The 20,431-nt window shown below is 34.0% G+C and carries 20 protein-coding genes; 6 read left to right on the forward strand and 14 right to left on the reverse strand.

What is annotated here, in order from left to right; all coding sequences use genetic code 11:
- Positions 1-51 precede the first annotated feature (51 nt).
- Both AC1RRN_RS00240 and AC1RRN_RS00245 read left to right on the forward strand, forming a co-directional pair.
- A complete protein-coding gene (locus tag AC1RRN_RS00240; protein WP_492965329.1) occupies positions 52-984 on the forward strand; it encodes a peptidylprolyl isomerase in 933 nt (310 codons plus the stop codon).
- Positions 985-1,081: 97 nt separating this feature from the next.
- Entirely contained in the window at positions 1,082-1,387 is a 306-nt protein-coding gene (locus AC1RRN_RS00245; RefSeq protein ID WP_492965330.1) for a cytochrome c, read from the forward strand.
- Between the two features lie 112 nt (positions 1,388-1,499).
- Here the strand turns inward: AC1RRN_RS00245 and AC1RRN_RS00250 are convergent, their stop codons facing one another.
- The 3 genes from AC1RRN_RS00250 to AC1RRN_RS00260 form a co-directional block, all read right to left on the reverse strand.
- On the reverse strand, positions 1,500-1,895 hold the full coding sequence (locus AC1RRN_RS00250; RefSeq protein WP_492965331.1) for a GreA/GreB family elongation factor: 396 nt from the start codon (positions 1,893-1,895) through the stop codon (positions 1,500-1,502).
- 371 nt (positions 1,896-2,266) lie between these two features.
- The gene (locus tag AC1RRN_RS00255; protein WP_492965332.1) at positions 2,267-2,821 is read right to left on the reverse strand and encodes a thioredoxin family protein; all 555 of its coding nucleotides are present in this window, start codon (positions 2,819-2,821) and stop codon (positions 2,267-2,269) included.
- A gap of 125 nt (positions 2,822-2,946) precedes the next feature.
- Positions 2,947-3,840, reverse strand: a complete 894-nt coding sequence (locus tag AC1RRN_RS00260; protein ID WP_492965333.1) for an alpha/beta fold hydrolase — start codon at positions 3,838-3,840, stop codon at positions 2,947-2,949.
- Positions 3,841-3,975: 135 nt separating this feature from the next.
- On the opposite strand from AC1RRN_RS00260, the gene AC1RRN_RS00265 reads away from it, so the two are divergent.
- Positions 3,976-4,311, forward strand: a complete 336-nt coding sequence (locus AC1RRN_RS00265) for a tRNA-binding protein (protein ID WP_492965334.1) — start codon at positions 3,976-3,978, stop codon at positions 4,309-4,311.
- A 150-nt stretch (positions 4,312-4,461) separates the two neighbouring features.
- Here the strand turns inward: AC1RRN_RS00265 and AC1RRN_RS00270 are convergent, their stop codons facing one another.
- The 4 genes from AC1RRN_RS00270 to AC1RRN_RS00285 all read right to left on the reverse strand — a co-directional run bounded on the left by AC1RRN_RS00270 (position 4,462) and on the right by AC1RRN_RS00285 (position 8,216).
- Positions 4,462-5,010, reverse strand: a complete 549-nt coding sequence (locus AC1RRN_RS00270; RefSeq protein ID WP_492965335.1) for an RBBP9/YdeN family alpha/beta hydrolase — start codon at positions 5,008-5,010, stop codon at positions 4,462-4,464.
- Between the two features lie 21 nt (positions 5,011-5,031).
- Positions 5,032-5,862, reverse strand: coding sequence for an alpha/beta hydrolase (locus AC1RRN_RS00275; protein ID WP_492965336.1), 831 nt, complete (start codon positions 5,860-5,862; stop codon positions 5,032-5,034).
- 138 nt (positions 5,863-6,000) lie between these two features.
- Entirely contained in the window at positions 6,001-6,369 is a 369-nt protein-coding gene (locus AC1RRN_RS00280) for a PUR family DNA/RNA-binding protein (protein ID WP_029268690.1), read from the reverse strand.
- A 68-nt stretch (positions 6,370-6,437) separates the two neighbouring features.
- Positions 6,438-8,216, reverse strand: coding sequence for an ABC transporter ATP-binding protein (locus tag AC1RRN_RS00285; protein ID WP_492965337.1), 1,779 nt, complete (start codon positions 8,214-8,216; stop codon positions 6,438-6,440).
- Positions 8,217-8,420: 204 nt separating this feature from the next.
- Here AC1RRN_RS00285 and AC1RRN_RS00290 point away from each other — a divergent pair, with 204 nt between their 5' ends.
- The 3 genes from AC1RRN_RS00290 (at position 8,421) to yajC (ending at position 11,093) form a co-directional block, all read left to right on the forward strand.
- Complete coding sequence (locus tag AC1RRN_RS00290) at positions 8,421-9,527, forward strand: Glu/Leu/Phe/Val family dehydrogenase (RefSeq protein ID WP_492965338.1); 1,107 nt, start codon at positions 8,421-8,423, stop codon at positions 9,525-9,527.
- A gap of 320 nt (positions 9,528-9,847) precedes the next feature.
- Positions 9,848-10,759 (forward strand): transcription antitermination factor NusB, encoded by a 912-nt coding sequence (gene nusB / locus AC1RRN_RS00295; protein ID WP_492966028.1) that lies wholly within the window; start codon positions 9,848-9,850, stop codon positions 10,757-10,759.
- A gap of 61 nt (positions 10,760-10,820) precedes the next feature.
- Positions 10,821-11,093 carry a preprotein translocase subunit YajC gene (gene yajC, locus AC1RRN_RS00300; protein ID WP_026981843.1) on the forward strand — a complete coding sequence of 91 codons (273 nt, stop codon included), beginning with the start codon at positions 10,821-10,823 and terminating at the stop codon, positions 11,091-11,093.
- Between the two features lie 276 nt (positions 11,094-11,369).
- Here yajC and AC1RRN_RS00305 read toward each other — a convergent pair whose 3' ends face one another.
- From AC1RRN_RS00305 to AC1RRN_RS00335, 7 genes are all read right to left on the reverse strand, one after another.
- A complete protein-coding gene (locus tag AC1RRN_RS00305) occupies positions 11,370-11,957 on the reverse strand; it encodes a YdeI/OmpD-associated family protein (protein WP_492965339.1) in 588 nt (195 codons plus the stop codon).
- Positions 11,958-13,235 carry a peptidase T gene (gene pepT, locus AC1RRN_RS00310; protein WP_492965340.1) on the reverse strand — a complete coding sequence of 426 codons (1,278 nt, stop codon included), beginning with the start codon at positions 13,233-13,235 and terminating at the stop codon, positions 11,958-11,960. It lies immediately after the preceding gene.
- Positions 13,236-13,425: 190 nt separating this feature from the next.
- Entirely contained in the window at positions 13,426-14,556 is a 1,131-nt protein-coding gene (locus AC1RRN_RS00315) for a formylglycine-generating enzyme family protein (RefSeq protein ID WP_492965342.1), read from the reverse strand.
- A gap of 92 nt (positions 14,557-14,648) precedes the next feature.
- Positions 14,649-15,653, reverse strand: coding sequence for a DUF6515 family protein (locus AC1RRN_RS00320; protein ID WP_492965344.1), 1,005 nt, complete (start codon positions 15,651-15,653; stop codon positions 14,649-14,651).
- Between the two features lie 147 nt (positions 15,654-15,800).
- Positions 15,801-17,006, reverse strand: coding sequence for an OprO/OprP family phosphate-selective porin (locus AC1RRN_RS00325; RefSeq protein WP_492965345.1), 1,206 nt, complete (start codon positions 17,004-17,006; stop codon positions 15,801-15,803).
- A gap of 53 nt (positions 17,007-17,059) precedes the next feature.
- Positions 17,060-17,644 (reverse strand): hypothetical protein, encoded by a 585-nt coding sequence (locus tag AC1RRN_RS00330; RefSeq protein WP_492965346.1) that lies wholly within the window; start codon positions 17,642-17,644, stop codon positions 17,060-17,062.
- Positions 17,645-17,750: 106 nt separating this feature from the next.
- Positions 17,751-20,192, reverse strand: a complete 2,442-nt coding sequence (locus AC1RRN_RS00335) for an arylsulfatase (RefSeq protein ID WP_492965347.1) — start codon at positions 20,190-20,192, stop codon at positions 17,751-17,753.
- Positions 20,193-20,431: the final 239 nt, after the last annotated feature.

Consider the following 20,431-nt stretch of genomic DNA (forward strand, 5'->3'; position numbering starts at 1 on the left):
ATTGATACAGAATTAATTTGTAAATTTGCAATCAAAATTAAAAATAACAACATGGAAAACGGAATATACGCTAAATTCAACACAAGCAAAGGTTCGATTTTAGTAAAACTAACACACGATTTAACACCGGGCACCGTAGGGAATTTTGTAGCTCTTGCAGAAGGAAATATGGAAAATAAAGTAAAACCTCAAGGACAAAAATTCTATGATGGATTAACTTTTCACAGAGTTATTCCTGATTTCATGATTCAGGGTGGATGTCCAAAAGGAACTGGAACTGGAGATCCGGGATATAAATTTGATGATGAATTTCATCCAAGTTTAAAACACGATCGTCCGGGAGTTTTGGCAATGGCAAACTCAGGACCTGCAACTAACGGTTCTCAATTTTATATTACTCACGTTCCCACTTCTTGGTTAGACGGAAAACATACTGTTTTTGGTCACGTAATTGAAGGTCAGGATGTGGTTGATGCTGTTGCTCAGGGAGATAATCTTGATACAGTAGAAATCATTAGAGTTGGAGAAGAAGCTGAAAAATGGAATGCTATTGAAGCTTTTGTTGGTTTAAAAGGTGCTCGTCTAAAAAGAGATGCAGCTTTAAAAGCAGAATCTGAAGCAAAAATGGAACAATTAGCTGCTGGTTTTGATAAAACAGAAAGTGGTTTACGTTACAAAATGATTCAAAAAGGAGACGGTAAAAAAGCGGAAGCTGGAAAAACTGTTTCTGTTCATTATGAAGGTTCATTAGAAAGCGGAAAAGTTTTTGATTCTTCTTACCCAAGAAAAAAACCAATCGAATTTAGATTAGGTCAAGGTCAGGTTATCGAAGGATGGGATGAAGGTATCGCTTTATTGCAAGTTGGAGACAAAGCTCGTTTTGTAATTCCTTCTGATTTGGCTTACGGTGCTGCCGGAGCTGGAGGAGTTATCCCGCCAAACGCAACTTTGATTTTTGACGTTGAATTAATGGACGTTAAATAAGATTTTAGAAACAATTTAGTTTCGTTTTAAATAGTAATCCCATATGTTTCGGCATATGGGATTTTTTTATATTTACTTATAAAAATAAACCAAAACAATGAAAGCAAAAAACTTAACACTAGCCGCTATAACGTTACTTGTTGTTTCGTGTGGTACTAAAAAAACAGCGCAGACCACTCCTCCGGCTGTAACTGAGACTGCAAAAACTGTAGAACTAACTCCTGAATTGGCAGCAGGTAAAAGTATGTATGAAAATAACTGTGCAAAATGCCACAAGTTATATGAGCCGAAGAAATTTACTCAGGAAGAATGGGCACCGATTTTAGTTAGGATGCAGAAAAAAGCGAAGTTAGATGATACTAGTATGGCTTCAATAACAAATTATATACATTCTCAATTGTAAAAATTGTATTCAAAAAATATAAAGAAACTATTCAGTATTATTATTGAATAGTTTTTTTTTGATTTCAAATGGCTATAAAAAAACACCTTCAAAAAATGAGGTGTTTAAAAATTTACGAAGTATGAACTTCTGCATTGTTAACTGCAATTATTTTTAAAGTTTTGATTCCGGCAGGCAATTCCCAATCGACCTGATCATTTTCTTTAAAACCAATAATTGCAACACTCAACGGAGCGAGAATCGAAATTTTAGATTGTTTTAAATCGGCAGAGGAAGGCAGAACAATTTGTATTGTCATTTGTTTCTTCGCCATTACATCTTCAATGGTTACAAAAGAATTGATTCTGATAACCGAAGAATCTAAATCGCTTTCTTTGCTTATAACGGCTCGGTCTAATTCTTGTGACAGCTGATTTGCTTCTTTAGTATTTGTTGAATTTTTACTTTTTAATATCAATTCTCTTAAAAAATGATATTCTGATTTGCTGAAAGTGGGTATTGGTTTCATATCTGTTTGAATTTAATATTATTTTTTTAATGAATTTTCTTCTTTTAAATATAAAGATCGAGTCATTTCAAGACCTTTAAGAAGACCTAATTTTTGAAACGCTTAAATGTGGAAAAACAAAAAAATATCTGACCAAAATTTGATTTTTGCCAAATAAAATAAAGTTTAAGAAATGTAAATCCTCCGCCTGAAAGAAGAAATGAAATAGACGGAGGCCTAATTAATAAAGGCCTTACTATGTGAAATAAATATAGCAGAAGACGGTTTCCTTGTAGAAGAAAACAGTAATGTGAAAGCTATAAATAGTAAAAGAGTGCTCACAATGAGTAATTTTATGCGTATTTTACAAAGATAATAAACTTTTTTAAAGTTTATTTCCATTTAATATTACAGCCAATACTTGGTTTCTGAATTTCACTTAAAGTTCGGTTGTAAATTAAGGCATCAATGGCGCTTCTTAAATCGCTACCGCTTAACGGAATTCCGTTTCCTGGTCTTGAATCATCTAATTGACCTCGGTAAGACAATCTATTTTGATTGTCAAATAAATAAAAATCGGGCGTGCAGGCTGCTTCATAAGCTTTGGCAACTTCCTGAGTTTCATCAAATAAATACGGGAAATCTATTTTGTTTTTAAAAGCAAATTCAGTCATTAATTCTGGCGAATCCTGTGGGAATTTCTCGACATCATTACTAGAAATAGCCATTACACCAAGTCCCTGAACACGATAGTCATTAGCAATCATTACAATTTCTCTTATAACATGCAGCACAAAAGGGCAATGGTTGCACATAAAAATGACAAGAGTACCTTTTGATCCTTTTAAATCTTCAAAAGAATATTCATTATTAGAATTAGTGTCTTTTAGATTAAAACCTGGAGCGATTGTTCCAAGAGGAATCATATTTGAAGGAGTTCGTGCCATTTTTTCTAAAGAATTAGTTATTCAAAAATAACTTTTAATTCTGTAAAAGAAAGAGCACAATGGAAAAAATATATCCAAAGAAATTTTCCATTGGAATAAACCTCTTTGGATATAAAATATGGTTTTTATGAATTCAGGAAATTTAATAAATCATTATTTAATTTTTCTTTTTCTGTATAAAATAGCCCGTGTGGAGCACCTTCATAAATAATAAAAGTATTGTCGGCTATAGATTCTGCGGTCTTTTTTGAGCTTACTTCAATAGGAACATTTTTATCATCATCTCCATGAATAATTAAAGTAGGAACTTTTATAGTGTGAAGTTCATCTCTAAAATCTGTATTCGATAAAGATTCGGCACATTTTAGTGTTGCCCTTGGCGAAGCAGCCGAGCAGAGCTTAGTAAAATATTCAAGTAATGGTGTACTCAAAGGTTTGTTAATTATAGTAACTCCAAAAAATATTTTGCCAAAGTTTTCAAGAAATCCTATTCTGTCTTCTCTAATGGCAGTTGCAGTAGCTTCTCCCTTTTCTTTTGGACGCCCTTCCGGGTTGTCATCCGTTTTTGCTAAAAATGGAATTATTGATGAAATTAAAGCGGCTTTAGTAACACCTTTTCCTCCATGACGGCTGAAATAACGTACCACTTCGCCACCTCCCATAGAAAAACCAACAAGTGTTGCATTTTCTAATTGAAGCTGCTCAATAATTTCGCTCAAATCATCAGCTAATGTATCGTAGTCATAACCATCCCAAGGTTGTGATGATTTGCCGAAACCCCGACGATCATATGCAATAACTCTATAATTATTTTGAACTAGAAATTCAATTTGATATTCCCACATTTCATTAGAAAGAGGCCAGCCATGAATTAAAATTACTGGTTTTCCTTTTCCATAATCCTTTACATAAAGCCGAACATTTTTTGCCGTTTTTATATATTTATCGGTATTTTGTTCGTGAAGGTCAAAATCAAAATCTTTCAAAGAGTGGTCGCTATTGAGTATCGTATTTTCCATTTCTATATTTTCTTTGTGGGTTAGCATAAACTGTTGTCTTGTAAATTTAGAAATGGAGCTAAAAAAAGTGGTTACAGAATTAAGGATAATAATTACAAAATTAATAGGTTTGTTAATCAACTATATTTAAACAAAATGGATTTAACCTGGAGTGAATTTGAAAGAACTGAAATGCGTGTAGGAACCATAATCGATGTAAATGATTTTCCTGAAGCAAGAAAGCCAGCATATCAATTAACAATAGATTTTGGTGCCGAAATTGGTATCCGAAAATCATCGGCACAAATAACAGTTCATTATAAAAAAGAAGATTTATTAAACCGACAAATTATAGCAGTAGTTAATTTTCCTAAGAAACAAGTTGGAAAATTCATGAGTGAATGTCTGGTTCTTGGCGCGATAGGCAAGGAGGGAGATGTTATTTTACTAGCACCGGATTTTAAGATCGAAAATGGATTGCGAATAGGTTAGTTTTTATGACAAACTACTTGATAATTTAACCGCAAAGTTCGCAAAGTTATTTCCAAATGATTTTTTAGAGAAAAGTATAAAGTTCGCAAAGCTTTGTCTTATTTAGCTCTGCGAACTTTGCGTAAAACCCTTGCGAACTTTGCGGTTAAATCATCGTCTTATTTTATTAACCAACTGAGCTAATATTTCCTGACCTTCTTCCCAATATTGTAAATCTGAATCAGAGTTAATATGCCCTTTCTGACCCACGTTTACAAAATCGCTTCCCCATTTTTCTGCCAAATATTGTTTTCTTTCGAATGAAGCATAAGGATCATTTTCGCTAGCCACAACAATTGAAGGAAAAGGTAATTTATAAATAGGCATTGGTGAAAAATTCCTTATGATATCTGGTGTATGTTGAGGTGAATCAACATCAGCAGGAGCTACTAATAAGGCGCCTACAATGTTTTTGTTGCTATTGGCTTCTGCCCAATGCAATACCAGTGAAACAGCCAGGCTATGCGCGACAAGAATAGTGGGTTGATTGAGTTTAGCGATTTCCTCATTTAATCTTGCAAGCCATTCTTCGCGAATAGGTTCATCCCAATTGTCCTGAACCAAACGAGTTGAATTTTCGAATTTTTTATGCCAAAAAGTTTGCCAGTGTTTGTCACCTGAATTACCTAGTCCGGGTAATATTAATAAGTTTGTTTCCATTGCCGTGGATTTATTTAATAATTATTTTTTGGATTGTTTCTCTTTAATAATGCGATTTACTTCGTTTACAAGCAAGGGAAAACCAGGTTCAGTCATTCCGTGACCATAACCGTCTAACTCAAAAAGTTTAGTTTGTTTATGTCCGGCTAATTTCATCATGCGTGCCATATAAGCGTTTTCTTCGTAGCGGCCTAACATTTCTAGTTCACGATCTCCTGTAATTAATAAAAGTGGAGGAGCATCGGCACGAACATAAAATAAAGGTGCATAAGCATCGATAGTTGGTGTTGTATCCGGAATTCCATTTTCTCTTCTTATTTCAAAATGAGTAATGCATTGTGCGCTAAGCGGAATAAGTCCGGCTATTTTATTAGCATCAATTCCTTCTTTTTGAAGCCATTTTTTATCTAAACCATTCATTAAAGCTAAATAAGCACCTGCAGAATGCCCTGAAATAAAAATTTGAGAAGAGTCGCCTCCATAACTTGTAATATTGTTAAAAGCCCAGGCGATTGCTGCAGCCGCATCTTCAATAGCTTTTTCAGCTTTAACTTTTGGAGATAATCTATAACCAACGCCAATAATAGCAAAACCTTTATTTTTAAGTGCTTCCGGAATTTCTTTGTTTCCGCCGGTTAATCCTCCGCCATGAAACCAGACTATTGTGGCAAAACCTTTAGAGTTTTTTGGGTAATAAATATCTAAAACACATCTTTCATTTATGTAAGAGTCAGATTTATTAATTGCAGCGTTGTAATACTGAATGTTCGATTTGGTTTCGTATTCTAATTTCTGAGCAAAAGAAGAAATTCCAATAAAAAGAAAACTAAGTAAAAAGATTATCTTTTTCATATTGTATTAGTTGTGTTTAGGGTTAAGAATCTAAAATCTTAAGTCTAAAATCTAAAATCTAAAATAACAAATTTATATATAAAAAAAGTCCAAAATGCAGGACAAATTGGACTCGTACTTTTTAAAAAGTTATTGGGACTAAATATCATCAAAGTCAATATCAGTAAAGCTAGATCTTTGTCCTTCAGGTTTATCAGAACCGTATTCTTTTTTAAAATCTTTTTGATGTCTTTCAGAGATTACTTCTTCGCCTTTGTGGTTCAAGACATATGAAGTCATTTCCTCTAGTATTTCGGCAAAAGCACTAAAATCTTCTTTGTACAAGTAAATTTTGTGTTTCTTAAAATGAAACGATCCATCTTCTTCAGTGAATTTTTTACTTTCGGTAATTGTGATATAATAATCGTCAGCTTTAGTAGCTCTTACATCAAAGAAATAAGTTCTTCTTCCTGCTCGTAATACTTTAGAAAAAATCTCTTCTTTTTCTAACATGTCATTTTCTCTCATAATACGTTCTATCATTTTTGGAATTAATAGTACTCAAAAATCATAAAAAATTATCTATTACACAACAATTAAAGTAATTCTTTTTCCGAAAGTTGTTTTAAATATAAAGATGCGTAATAACCTTCCTGATTTATTAATTGATTATGAGAGCCTTGTTGAATAATTTTACCATCTTCTAAAATGATAATTTTGTCGGCATTTTTAGCCGAAGAAACACGATGGCTCACTATTATCGTAGTTTTATCTTTACAAATTTCGAATAAATTGTTCAAGATAGTTTCTTCTGTTTCGGTATCGACTGCAGAGAGGCAATCATCAAAAAGTAATATAGCAGGATTTTTAATAATCGCTCTCGCAATAGATACACGCTGCTTTTGTCCTCCCGAAAGTGTAATTCCTCTTTCTCCTAAAATGGTATCATATTGTTTGTTAAAGGCAATAATATTATCGTGAACTACAGCGTTTTTTGCAGCTTCAATCACTTCTTCATCAGTAGCATTTTGATTGCCAAATTTGATGTTATTTTTAATGGTATCTGAAAATAAAAAAGCATCCTGAGGTACAATTCCAATGTTATTTCTCAAATCATTTAAATTCAAAGTACTGATTTCATTTTGATCAATTGTGATTTTTCCTTCCGTAACATCATACAATCGAGAAATAAGAGATAATATAGTCGATTTTCCAGACCCCGTTTTTCCTAAAATAGCTAATGTTTCTCCTTTTTTTACAGTGAAAGTGACATTTTTCAATGCTTCAATATTGGTGTCTTCATAAGTATAACTTACATTTTCGAAAGCGATAGAACCTTGAATGTCTGATGAATTTTCGTTGTTGTTTTTGATTTCCGGTTCAATTTTCAAAAATTCATTCAAACGTTTTTGAGAAGCTTCTGCCTCCTGAACCATTGATGAAACCCATCCTAATGAAGCGACTGGCCAGGTTAACATGTTTACGTATAAAATAAACTCAGCAATAGTTCCAATATTCGGAATTGTTCCATTAATGTACATTACGCCTCCAAAATAAATCACAACCAAATTACTAATTCCGATCAGGGCAATCATCAAAGGACCAAATAGCGATTGTACTTTGGCTAAATCCAAACTTTTCTTTTTGCTTTCATCGGCAAGCGCCACCATATTATTTTGGTGTTGATTTTCTAATGAATAGGCTTTTATAACACGAATTCCTGAAAATATCTCCTGAGAAAAACTAGAAACTTTTGATAGATATTGTTGGAAAGTAGTACTTCGTTTGTTGATTTCTGAACTCAGTTTAAAAATACAATACGACAGAATTGGTAATGGCAAAATAGTATAAAGTGTCAATAACGGCGATACGTTATACATATATATGATAACAATCGCAAAACGAATAAAAGTATTAATCGTGTACATAACGGCCGGGCCCACATACATACGAACTTTTGAAACGTCTTCGCTGATACGGTTCATTAAATCTCCGGTACGATTTTGTTTGTAAAAATTCTGAGAAAGATTTTCGTACTGCCTGAAAACTTCATTTTTCAAATCAAATTCAATATGGCGTGACATTACGATTAAAGTCTGGCGCATTAAGAAAGTTAAAAAACCTGCAACAATGGTAGTGGCTATGATTAGCAGTACATTATGAATTAAATCCTGACGGTAAGAATCGATTATTACCTGAGAAGCTTGTTGCGTTTCTGGCAATTTGTCAAACTTTTCAATAGCGTTTAACGACTTGCTGATAAGCTTTGGCGTAAATAGAGAAAAAATTTGTGCGATTATTGTGATTAAAATTCCTAACGAGAAACTATATTTATATTTGATGAAATATTTGTTTAAATAGCTTAATTCTTTCATTTTTTTAAGAGATTCAATGTTGAAATGAGTTGAATTTGCAAATTATATTCAATAAAAAGTAATTAAAGATATCATTAATTCAAAACAAAACTATTGTAAAATTGTTATTTTAAAGATAAAAAATTAGCACATGTGTATTTTTTATTTAAGTTTGAGATGTCTTTTTGACAAATTCATAATTTTAACTAATAAACAACTAGCGCTATGGATGCAACTTTCGCAACTGGAAAGGAACTTCAAAAAATGGATCCTGTTTTTGGTCAATTATCTTTTGATGATCACGAACAAATTGTATTTTGCAATGACAAAGATACAGGTTTAAAAGCAATTATTGGTATTCATAATTCAGTTATGGGACCAGCTTTAGGAGGTACCAGAATGTGGAATTACAATACTGAATGGGAAGCTCTGAATGATGTTTTGCGTCTTTCAAGAGGGATGACATATAAATCTGCTATTACCGGACTTAATATTGGTGGTGGTAAAGCGGTAATTATTGGTGATGCTAAAACGCAAAAAACACCAGAATTGATGCGTAAGTTTGGTGAATTTGTTCACTCTTTAAGCGGAAGATATATTACTGCTGAAGATGTTGGAATGGAAACTAAAGACATGGACACCGTTAGAGACGTAACACCTTATGTTACTGGAATCTCTGAAGAAAGAGGCGGTTCTGGAAATCCTTCTCCAATTACTGCTTACGGTGTTTATTTAGGAATGAAAGCGGCTGCAAAAAGCCAATTTGGTTCTGATGTGTTAGACGGTAAAAAAGTTTTGGTTCAGGGAATTGGTCACGTAGGTGAAGCTTTAGTAGAGTATTTAACTAAAGAAGGTGCAGTAGTTACCATCGCTGATATCAACGAAGAAAAATTATACGAAGTAGCACAAAAATACAACGCTACAATTTATACTGGCGAAGATTTATACAGTGCAGATGTTGATATCTATGCACCATGTGCGATGGGAGCAACTATCAATGATAATACAGTTAACAAAATTAAAGCTAAAGTTATTGCTGGTGCTGCCAACAATCAGTTAGCTGATGAAAATGTTCACGGTGCAAGATTACAGGAAAGAGGAATTTTATATGCTCCTGATTTCTTGATTAACGCTGGTGGAATCATCAATGTTTATGCTGAATTAGAGCATTATGGTAAAGCTGAAATCATGAGCAAAACCGAAAATATCTATAACACGACTTTAGAAATTATCGATTATGCTGTGAAAAACGGAATGACAACACATAAAGCAGCTCTTACAATTGCTCAAAATCGTATTGATTTGAGAAAAATTGAAAACGCTAAAAAATAATTAGTATTCAGTGTTCACTTTTTTTTAGTGTTCAGTCTCAGTTTATAGTATTAGTCTCAGTTTACAGTTTGGTTGTAAACTGAGACTTTTTTTATCTACATACTTCGACTGATTACTAAATACTGAAAACTGACCACTAAAAACGGAGGCTTTTTATCTGAATATTTCACTGACCACTAAAATGCTGATCACTGACCACTAAAAACCATGACTTTTTAGCAATTAAATTTTATTATAAGAATTGAAATCCTTAATTTTGCAGACTAATTTTTAAATGTTCTTACAAGGTGGTAAATAGAAGACACATACGCGTTAAAGTAATGCAATCCATTTATGCAATGCATCAAAGCGGTTCTGATAATATGGAAAAAGAAGAAAAGTTTCTTTTTTATAGCATTGATAATATTCAGGATTTATATCTTATAATGCTTTCTTCATTGATTGAAATTTGCAAAAAAGAATCTGTTTTTTTACATCTTTCAAGCAAAAAACATCTTGCAACTGCTGCAGAACGTAATCCGAATGAAAAATTTATCAAAAACAAAATTTTTCAGCTACTTGCCGAAAGCAATTCCCTTAGCATCGCTTTAGAAAATCGTAAAATCAATAACTGGTCATTAAATGATGATTATATTTTATTGCTTTTAAACGACATCAAATCAAGCGAATTGTATGCAAAATACATGACAACTTCAACAAATACTTTTGAAGAAGACAGACAATTTATTATTGATTTGTTTGCTGAAGTTATTGTTCCGAATGAAAAATTATATGAGTATTTAGAAGACGATAAATTAACCTGGGTTGATGATATTCCGGTTGTAAATACACATATTATCAAACAATTGAAAGCAATCAAAACAGAAGATCCGGACGATTTCAGAGTGCCAAAATTGTATAAAGATGTTGAAGATAAAGATTTCGCTAAAGATTTGTTCAGAAGAACAGTTTTAAACGAATCAATCCTTGCAAAAGAATACGATGATAAAACACCAAATTGGGACAGCGAAAGAATTGCTGAAATTGATACTATTATATTAAAAATGGCAATTTGCGAGTTTTTAAAATTCCCATCAATTCCGGTAAAAGTAACGCTCAACGAATATTTAGAAATTGCTAAAGAATATTCTACTCCAAAAAGTAGTATTTTTATCAACGGAATTTTAGATAACCTTGTAAAAGAACTTACTGCCAATAAAAAAATGATAAAAGTAGGCAGAGGTTTGATGTAGAATTAAGTAAATTCCAAATTCAAAAGAATCATATTAATAACAAAAATAAAACCCGAATACTATGCAAGATTTAATGAAATTTGCTCCTTATTTACTAATGTTTGTAGTGTTGTATTTCTTCATGATCAGACCACAACAAAAAAGAGCAAAAAACGAAAAAGAATTTGAAAGTGGCCTAAAAGTAGGTGATAAAATAATTACAAAAAGTGGTTTTCACGGTAAAATTGTTGAACTTGCTGAAACAAGTGCAATTATCGAGACTATGTCTGGAAAATTAAAAATTGAGCGTTCAGCTATTTCTATGGAAATGAGTGCTGCTTTGAAAAAAGCGTAAGCTTTTTAAATTTCAAAAAATATAAATCCCAAATTCCAATTTATTATTGGAGTTTGGGATTTTTTTTGCACAATCTTGTCATCCTGAGAAACGAAGGATCACACATGAAACTCCGCAATCAAGAGCCCCAATCTTTGTCGAGCTACTTGCGGGGATTCCTCGTTCCTCGGAATGACAAAAAAGAAAAACCTTTGTCAAAATTATAAACTTTGACAAAGGTTAATTTATAGGTTTGGAATTTGGAATTTATCCCGAGGCTTCGGGATTGGTATTTAATTACCTGTATTTATCATTTAACCCAATATTCCCCAAAATCATCGGAATCACTTTCTCAATTCTCGAAAGTTTCGTTTTTTCTTGTTTGGCTGTTTCAATATATTCTAAAAATTCATATTGCTTGTACGGACTGAATTTTTGAAAAGCTTCGGCTAAAGTTGGATTCTGATCCATTTCTTTTTGAAGCAACTCAGAAACAATCGCTTCTTTTTTAGAGGGTTTGATAATTTTTCCCTCTTTTTCATTTTCAATCGCTTCAGCAATATATTCTAAAATTGCTGCCTCGTTTACTTCTTCTTTTGAAGTAAATCGCCATTGGCGTAAAGATTTTGTTTTGTCTTCCTGTGCATTGATTAATTTCTTTTTTTCATCTTTCAGAAAAACACCATTGAAAAACCAAATCGTAAAATAATCTTTAAAACCGCCAATTCCAATAACATTCTTCTTGTTATAAACATAAACCGGACCGCCCCATTTGATGGTTTCAGTTAGTTCAGTTTTGTCAATAATTGATTTTAAGAAAAGAAGCTCTTCTTCCCATTTATTGACTTTGTCCCAAACGTGTTTATTGTCAGAAGTTGGTTCCAATTATCTTTTTCTTTTAGTTTTTTCAGCTACATCAAAGATACCGGGAATGGCTGTTAACTCGGCAATTTTTACAATTACATCCGTTGCTTTCTGAATACTTTCTGCCGGAACATATTCATATTTTCCATGAAAGTTATGACCGCCGGCAAAGATATTCGGGCAAGGTAATCCCATAAAAGACAATTGAGATCCGTCAGTTCCGCCACGAATTGGTTTAATGATTGGTTTAATGTCTAATTCTCTCATTGCTTTTTCGGCAATATCAACAATATGTTTTACAGGAAGTACTTTTTCCTTCATATTGTAATATTGGTCTTTAACCTGAGCAGTTACAATATCTTCTCCGAATTGTTTTGCGTATTTTTTATTGATTTTTTTGGCAATCTTCTCAATTAAATCTTTTCTTTTCTCAAATTTGATTTTATTATGATCACGGATAATCAATTCCAAAACTGTTTCTTCAATACTTCCTGTTAAATGATGTACATGGAAAAAACCTTCGTAGCCTTTGGTTTCCTGAGGTGTTTCTCCTTTTGGAAGTTCGTTGATAAAATCATTAGCGATTAACATCGAGTTGATCATTTTTCCTTTGGCATAACCAGGATGAACGCTTTTTCCTTTAAAAGTAATTTTGGCTCCGGCAGCATTAAAATTCTCGTATTCTAATTCACCAATCTGGCTTCCGTCCATAGTATATGCCCATTGAGCACCAAATTTTTCAACATCAAAATGATGTGCACCGCGGCCAATTTCTTCGTCAGGTGTAAATCCAATTCTAATTTTCCCGTGTTTGATTTCCGGATGCTGAACAAGATATTCCATTGCTGAAACAATCTCGGTAATTCCGGCTTTGTCATCGGCGCCCAGCAAGGTTGTTCCGTCAGTTGTAATAATGGTTTGTCCTTTATATTGTAATAAATCTTTAAAGTAATTTGGAGATAAAACAATGTTTTTCTCTGCATTTAAGATGATATCTTTTCCATCGTAATTCGAAACAATTTGAGGTTTTACGTTTGCTCCGCTAAAATCCGGTGAAGTATCAAAATGCGAAACGAAACCAATTACAGGTACTTCATGTTCTACGTTACTTGGTAGAGTAGCCATGATATAAGCTTTGTCGTCTATAGTAACATCTTCAAGGCCAATTATTTTTAGTTCTTCAACTAATTTATTGGCAAGATTCCATTGTTTTTCAGTACTTGGTGTAGATTGCGAATTTGGGTCCGATTCAGTGTCAATTGTTACATAACTGATAAATCGATCTATTATATGCTGCATTTGTTTGTTTTTTTAGCAAAGATAAGTAATTATTTAGGCGTTTTAAAGATAAAAAGTTTGCCACTAATTGCACTAATTTTCACTAATAAAAAGGTGCTATAAACTTAAAATCCAGTTTGAGGATTTACTCAAACTGGATTTTTTAAGCTGAATTAATTCGTGAAAATTCGTGTAATTCGTGGCAAAAAATTTATTGGACGCATCTAAATCCAATATGATTTGCCGGAGATTGATAATCTCCTTTTCCTCTTGTTCCTACCATATAACGCGTACAATATTGATCTGTACATAAAAATGATCCTCCACGTTGTACTTTTTTAGGAAGATTAGGTTCTCCCGGATCATAGGATGTTTCAGGTCCCTGCGGATTTTTGACAACTTTTCCGCTTTCACTTATAGTTGCATAATAATCTGCCGTATACCAATCATTTGTCCATTCCCAAACATTTCCTCCAATATCATATAATCCATAAGCGTTTGGTTCAAATTGTGCTGTTGGAGCAATTCCGATATAACCATCTTCTCCAGTGTCCCCTTTTTCAATCGGGAAATGCCCCTGATAAATATTGGCTTGAAATTTTCCTTTTGGTTTTAGCGTATTTCCCCAAGCATACAATTCTCCAGTTTTTCCACCGCGAGCGGCAAATTCCCACTCGGCTTCCGTTGGTAATCTTTTGCCTGCCCATTTTGCATAAGCAGCTGCATCAGCATAGGAAACTTGTACAACAGGATAATTGCCTCTTCCTTTTATAGAACTTCCGGCTCCTTCCGGATGTCTCCAGTCGGCTCCTTTAACATAGGTCCACCATTGCATATAATTATTCAAATCTACTTTTGCAGGAGTAGGAGTGAACACAGCTGATCCGGCAACCAAATTTTCTAATGGTGCATCAGGATATTCCTCATGCGTTGGTGCTTTTTCTGCTAGCGTTACATAACCAGTAGCTTTAACAAAAGCCTCAAATTGGTCATTAGTAACTTCTGTTTTATCCATATAATAACCATCAACGTATACCCTGTGTATTGGCGCGGCATCTTTAGTAACTCCTTTTATACTGCATAAACTTTCGTCTTCAACATTGCTTCCCATCGAAAATTCACCACCCGGAATCCAAACCATTCCTTTAGGTGTTTTCCCTGTTGGCTTATTTTTGTTTTGGATTGTTGGTTTAAATAAAGAGGCAGAGTCTGCATTTGGAGTCTCGGCACAATCCATCGCAGTCAATTTTTGCTTCGGAACAATTAGCTTTGTATAACCATAAGCAATTGAAATTATGGAAATTGTTAGTATAGCAAAAATCCAGTAGGTTTTATTTTTCATTATAATAGTTTTTAATCTGTTTTCAATAAAAAAAGTAAAGTTAAAAAAATAACCTTATCAAACTCTATTTATTTGATAAGGTTACTGTGGTTTTAATTATCTTTCTCAACATCAACAACTTCATATTTGTTTTTGCCATCAACTTGTACAGGTTGGTAGTATGTTTCTCCAAATTTCACATATTTTACATCTCCCAAAGTAACCTCCTCGCCACCTTCAGGTAAATTATCTACAATGGTTCCTGCTGTTGGGGCGACAACTTTATAGTTGCTACCGTCTTTTTCATAATAAGTTCCTCCGTAATAATAATTATTGACTGTTCCGGTATTTACGGTCTGGGCTCCACTCGGAATATTATTGACCGTTCCACCAACCGGCGCAGGTACAGCAGTATAACCTCCGCTTGTTGGCGTGTACCAGACTCCCTGATCATAATGATATTGCGTATTTTCCACGCTTACAACTATAGCTGTTACTGCTAAAGTCGCCACGAAAAATCCCCATGGATGCCAAACAGGTCCCCAATAAAAAGGTCTGTACGGATGAAAGAAATAAGGATTATAAGCACGATATCGATAACCACCATATACGTAAGGAGGGCGAACATAAGGTCTTACTCCAGGTCTAACAATAGTATTACGGTTATTACGAACATGCACGCTATTATTTACGTTAATATTTACATTGTTTCGGTTTCTATTAACCGTGTTGCCGCTAATGTTGGTGTTTTTATTGCTAATTCTGTTATTGTTGTTTGAATTTCTGTTATTTGTTATTTTATCACCTCCAATTTTTGAATTTGAATTAGAGGGTCTCGTGATTTTATTGTTATTATTAGGTCTGCTAATTCCTGAGCCGTTAGATCCGGGTCTGGTCGTTGCGCTTGGTCTGTTAATTCCGGAATTATGAGATTGAGGTCTGTTAACTGATGGTCTTGCTTGCGTTGCCGGTCTTGCCGGTCTCGCTTGCGCACCTCCGCGATGCACGCCTCCTCCGCCTCCACGATGCTGTGCTATACTATCAATTGAAATCAAAAAAAATGATCCCACTAAGCACATAAGTGCTGTTTTTCTAAGAGTTTTTTTTATGCTTTTCATTTTCAGTAGTTTATGAGTATTAAAATTATTAAAAAAAAACAAGAATAATTTAGAAAACGAAGAATCATTTCCGTTTTATTTAATCTATCTTTTTGATTACAAATGCGATACCATTTTATTAGTTTGTTTTTTTTGCAAATCGTATCGCTATAATGATATATCCCATTGTATTCTAAAGCGCCATCCTGCTTCTAAAGGCAAAGTTTTATCCTGAAAACTAAAATAACTAAACTCTGAGGTAAGTTTGTTTTTATGTCCTTTAAAAAACCAATTAAAAGCAATAGTTGTTTCGTCTTGTAAATTCTGTCTAATTGAATTATCAGGGCGATAAGCAGCGTGTCTCCCTGCCATTTCTAAATGTTTTGGCCACCAGTCGAAGGCATTGTGAAAGAAATAACCAGCCTGAATGTAATAGCCTTTCATAATAGTAGTTTCGTTATTATTTAATTTATCTATAATTTCTTTGGTGTGCCATTCGCTTTGCCAGGAAAAACCACGATACATGAAAGCACTTTCTAAATTCCACTGATTTACACGATATTGACCGGGCAAACCATTTTCGTAACCTTCTAAAGAACCACCGCCTGACTGTGAAAATCGGGTGTATGGACTTCGGTTTGTTAATCCTGAAAATGCAATAATTGGAGTTGGTTTTTCGTGAAATTCTAAATCGCTTCCTTCAAAATCAAGAAAACGTCCTAAAAAGTTCCATTGTGCTCTTCCAAAATACATTAAATTATTATCATCATTTGAGGTGTTTCCTCGTCCGGTTCCGGTTAAGGCTGCTGCCCAATAATTAAAATCGGCGATGCCGCTTCCTTTTAAATGACCATATACTTCGACTCCCATTTGTCTGTCTACTGTAAAAGGACGATTAATTAAAGATCGATCTACAGTTTGTTGTTCACCACTGCTAATAAAACGTTCTCTGGTATATTCAACTTTCCATTGACCGACTTTAAAACTTAACCATTTCCATTTCTCGACCATGATTCTAAAATCAAGTAAGTTGGATTGGCTAAGCTCGTATTCCCAATAATAGTTTAACCAGGGCTCAAAAGCATGACCGCCCACTTTTAATCGGGCTCTGTTAATTTTAAATGTAGTTTCTTTATCCTGACTATAATCATCATAAGTTAACGGATCCTGATCATTTGGTGTTGAAAATCGAAATTGTAAACGGCTTTGAAGCTGAAAAAGAAATTTATTATCTCTGGTTCGTAATTCTATTCCTTTAGAACCATAACTAACTTTAATTAATTTCGTTGTGTCTTTTTCTTGTTGTGCATTCAGAGAAAAACAAAATAAGAGCAATAAGAATGCAGGCAGGTATTTTTTGATTGGGCTATGCATCTGTTTGATTTGATTATATACTTCTATAATTGATTTCCAGTTCTTCTTTTACATTATCCTCCAAAACTTTTTGCAATTCCTAAACCAATTCCCCAACTGTCATATGCATTCCATTTGATGTCGTAACTAAAGGTTCCAAAAATTTCCCATTCCTTTGGAAGTTCATACCCATATTCGACTCCCGCACGTGTTAAGAGATAATCTTCTTCTTTTGCAAATTCGCCACCCATTCCGAGCAAAAAACTCCAATGTTCGTTGAGTTTGTAAATACCCATTAAAGCGGGAGCAATCGGGTAGCTTCTTTCAACAGTTTCTTTATCTTCTCCACCTTCGAGATTTTTTTCGACTTTGAATTTCTCGATTATAAAATCGGTATGCAGACCAATAGCCCATTTTTGACTAATATGATAAGTATAATCAATTGCCCACGCCGGCAAGGCTAAAACTTCTCTATTTCCTTCATCATCTCTTCCTTCAAAAACATGAACATGATTAATAGAAATTCCGATTTGATGATGCGGATGAAAAACTTCTTTTTCTTCATTTTCCTGAGCTATACATTGGTTATTGAAAATATTTAAGCCTAGAAAAAGGAATAAAAGAAAGGGCTTTTTTAAATAACAATTTCTCTGTAACATTTGGTTATTGCTTTTGATGAAACATTAGAAATCAATGTAATTTAAAAGAGGCATTTGCTGTCCATTTTACTGTTCAAATCAAATACCTCTTTTTAATTAATTTTTATTAATCTCTGTTTAAAGCCCTTTTAGCATCGCTGTTTAAATTTGAATATTCTATTTTTCCAACATCAATACCAACGCCAAGAATTTCTCCTCCCTTAAATTCTCCTGGAGTTTTGTATTCTTTACTTACCGCATCTCCGCTATCAAAACCAATACAAAGGCCGTCTCCTGAAAGAGTAAATTTACCTGTTTGGGTTCTCATTGGTCCGGAAGCTACTTCTTTTCCGTCAATATAAAGTTTCATTTTTCCAATAGATTCGCCATTTGGGCCCGCTTTTTCACGTGTAAATTCCATTCCAAAGACATGTTTTCCTGGAGTAATATCTACGTTTGATGTAAATTTTTGTTCAGGAGCAATTCCTAAAAAGTTGTATACATAATTAAGTTTTTTATCTTTTAAAAACAAAGCGTGTCCGCCAAAACGAGAGCCATGAGCGAAAAGTACTCCTGAAGCATTAGCGTCTTTTACATCAACATCTGCAACGATTTTATAAGAACGACCACGAACATTTACAGCTACGCCTTCCGGTACCGGTGCAGTTCCTGGATAGTACACATATCTGTCACGAGGCGCTTCAGACGATGGTCTTTCGATTCCTAAAATTTCTATTGCAGAACGGTCGTCTATTGGTAAAACAAGATTTTTGGCCGCTTCAGAGTTCCAGTCTGCAATTAATTCTTTTAATTTTTCTGGATTTTTTTTAGCTAAATTAACCGATTCGGCTCGATCAACATCAGTATTATATAATTCCCATTCATCTTTGTCAAAATTACCTTTTCCAGTAAGAGGCGCATGTAAAGCGACAGCTTTCCATCCATCTTTCCATAAAGCACGGCTGCCTAACATAGCAAAATACTGAATGTGTTTTTGAGTTTTGGCATCTGGTGTAGCATCAAAAGTATATTTCATCGATACTCCTGATAGCGGATATTGTGGAACACCTTTGTAAACTTTTGGCATTTCAACACCGCAAACTTCTAATAAAGTTGGAACGATATCTGTAGAATGGTGAAATTGGTTACGCACTTCTCCTTTTGCTTTAATTCCTTTTGGCCAGGAAATTACTAAAGGATCACATGTTCCGCCGGCATATTCACTATATCTTTTGAACATTTTAAATGGAGTAGAAAATGCTGCAGCCCATCCTGTTGGATAATGCTCATACGTATCTGGTCCTCCTAATTTATCAAGATATTTTAAATTTTCTTTCAATTCATCTGGGTATCCATTAAAAAATTTATTTTCATTTACAGAACCAGAAGGAGAACCTTCACCTGAAGCTCCATTATCTGCAGCGTATAAAACAATAGTATTTTCTAATTGTCCTGATTTTTCTAAGTAGTCAATAATACGCCCAACCTGAGCATCTGTATATTCAGAGAAACCGGCATATACTTCAGCTAATCTGGAAAATAACTTCTTTTCGTCTGCGCTTAATTTGTTCCACTCTAAAACTTCGTCGCCCGGATTTGAAATTCCTGGAGGAAGCGGATTGAATTTATCAAATTTAGTTCCGGCAGGAATAACTCCTTTTGCAATCATACGAGGCAAGACCCATTTACGATAGGCATCATAACCTTCGTCAAATTTGCCTTTGTATTTTGCTATGTATTCTTCTGGTGCATGATGAGGCGCGTGATTTGCACCTGGACAATACCACATAAACCATGGTTTAGAAGGGTTAGTTGCTTTTTGATCTTTTATATATTCTAAAGCGTGATCTGCTAAATCTTTAGATAAATGATAACCATCTTCAGGGCCATATTTTGCTTCTGTAAAGTGATTGTCTTCAACTAAATCTGGATACCATTGATTTGTTTCTCCTCCAAGAAAACCATAATAGCGGTCAAATCCCATTTGCAAAGGCCATGTACTGCGATCTCCACCAGAAGCAACGTCCTGTTCAGGTACGTTATGGTCTTTTCCAATCCAGAAAGTACTCCAGCCGTTGTCCTGCAATACTTGACCAATCGTAGCGACTTGTTTTGGTAGTCTTCCACTTGCTCCAGGATATCCTGCTGCAGTTTCTGTAATCGCTGCCATACCATTTAAATGATGGTTACGTCCTGTTAATAATGTAGAACGTGTTGGCGAGCATAAAGCTGTAGTATGCCATTGTGTGTAAATAAGACCGTTATCTGCTAATTTTTGCATTGTTGGCATATTGATGGCTCCTCCATAAGGAGACCAAGCGGCTAAACCTGTATCATCATATAAAATGAATAAGATATTTGGAGCCCCATCTGGCGCTTTTTTTGGTGTGTAAGGAGACCAATCTTCTTTAGAATCACGAACATCAAGACTAATTTTTCCTTTAAAAGTTTCCTTTGTAATTTGTTGTGGATCAGCCTGTGCTGATACTTTCGGGGCTATACCTGGTAAAAGGCATAATAGAAATAATGGGATGCTTTTTTTAAGTATCTTAATAGTGTTGGCTTTCATAATTTATGGTATTAATTATTTATTGCTATTTATTCCTGGCTTCTTATAAACCGTTTTGTGAATTGTCGATAAAAATTTAATCTGTAAAAAATAATGCAACCTGAATTTTTATTAATGCAAAAAGCTTTTGGGCAGAATATATATTGTTTAAGTATTTCGTTTGAATAACCTAATTTATTTTGAAGTGAAAATTTTTAGGGTAATGTTGGTCTTAAATTACTCAAAATTAAATAATAATA

Source organism: Flavobacterium sp. GW821-FHT11G01, from assembly GCF_058808175.1.

Excerpts from the sequence above, each read along its gene's own strand:
- AC1RRN_RS00280 (WP_029268690.1), bottom strand. The coding sequence starts at position 6,369 with ATGAGAGAAAATGACATGTTAGAAAAAGAAGAGATTTTTTCTAAAGTA.
- AC1RRN_RS00315 (WP_492965342.1), bottom strand. The coding sequence starts at position 14,556 with ATGAAAAATAAAACCTACTGGATTTTTGCTATACTAACAATTTCCATA.
- AC1RRN_RS00320 (WP_492965344.1), bottom strand. The coding sequence starts at position 15,653 with ATGAAAAGCATAAAAAAAACTCTTAGAAAAACAGCACTTATGTGCTTA.
- AC1RRN_RS00330 (WP_492965346.1), bottom strand. The coding sequence starts at position 17,644 with ATGTTACAGAGAAATTGTTATTTAAAAAAGCCCTTTCTTTTATTCCTT.
- yajC (WP_026981843.1), top strand. The coding sequence starts at position 10,821 with ATGCAAGATTTAATGAAATTTGCTCCTTATTTACTAATGTTTGTAGTG.
- AC1RRN_RS00325 (WP_492965345.1), bottom strand. The coding sequence starts at position 17,006 with ATGCATAGCCCAATCAAAAAATACCTGCCTGCATTCTTATTGCTCTTA.
- AC1RRN_RS00335 (WP_492965347.1), bottom strand. The coding sequence starts at position 20,192 with ATGAAAGCCAACACTATTAAGATACTTAAAAAAAGCATCCCATTATTT.
- AC1RRN_RS00270 (WP_492965335.1), bottom strand. The coding sequence starts at position 5,010 with ATGGAAACAAACTTATTAATATTACCCGGACTAGGTAATTCAGGTGAC.
- AC1RRN_RS00250 (WP_492965331.1), bottom strand. The coding sequence starts at position 1,895 with ATGAAACCAATACCCACTTTCAGCAAATCAGAATATCATTTTTTAAGA.
- AC1RRN_RS00275 (WP_492965336.1), bottom strand. The coding sequence starts at position 5,862 with ATGAAAAAGATAATCTTTTTACTTAGTTTTCTTTTTATTGGAATTTCT.
- AC1RRN_RS00240 (WP_492965329.1), top strand. The coding sequence starts at position 52 with ATGGAAAACGGAATATACGCTAAATTCAACACAAGCAAAGGTTCGATT.
- AC1RRN_RS00255 (WP_492965332.1), bottom strand. The coding sequence starts at position 2,821 with ATGGCACGAACTCCTTCAAATATGATTCCTCTTGGAACAATCGCTCCA.
- AC1RRN_RS00265 (WP_492965334.1), top strand. The coding sequence starts at position 3,976 with ATGGATTTAACCTGGAGTGAATTTGAAAGAACTGAAATGCGTGTAGGA.
- AC1RRN_RS00260 (WP_492965333.1), bottom strand. The coding sequence starts at position 3,840 with ATGGAAAATACGATACTCAATAGCGACCACTCTTTGAAAGATTTTGAT.
- AC1RRN_RS00285 (WP_492965337.1), bottom strand. The coding sequence starts at position 8,216 with ATGAAAGAATTAAGCTATTTAAACAAATATTTCATCAAATATAAATAT.
- AC1RRN_RS00245 (WP_492965330.1), top strand. The coding sequence starts at position 1,082 with ATGAAAGCAAAAAACTTAACACTAGCCGCTATAACGTTACTTGTTGTT.
- pepT (WP_492965340.1), bottom strand. The coding sequence starts at position 13,235 with ATGCAGCATATAATAGATCGATTTATCAGTTATGTAACAATTGACACT.
- AC1RRN_RS00290 (WP_492965338.1), top strand. The coding sequence starts at position 8,421 with ATGGATGCAACTTTCGCAACTGGAAAGGAACTTCAAAAAATGGATCCT.
- nusB (WP_492966028.1), top strand. The coding sequence starts at position 9,848 with ATGCAATCCATTTATGCAATGCATCAAAGCGGTTCTGATAATATGGAA.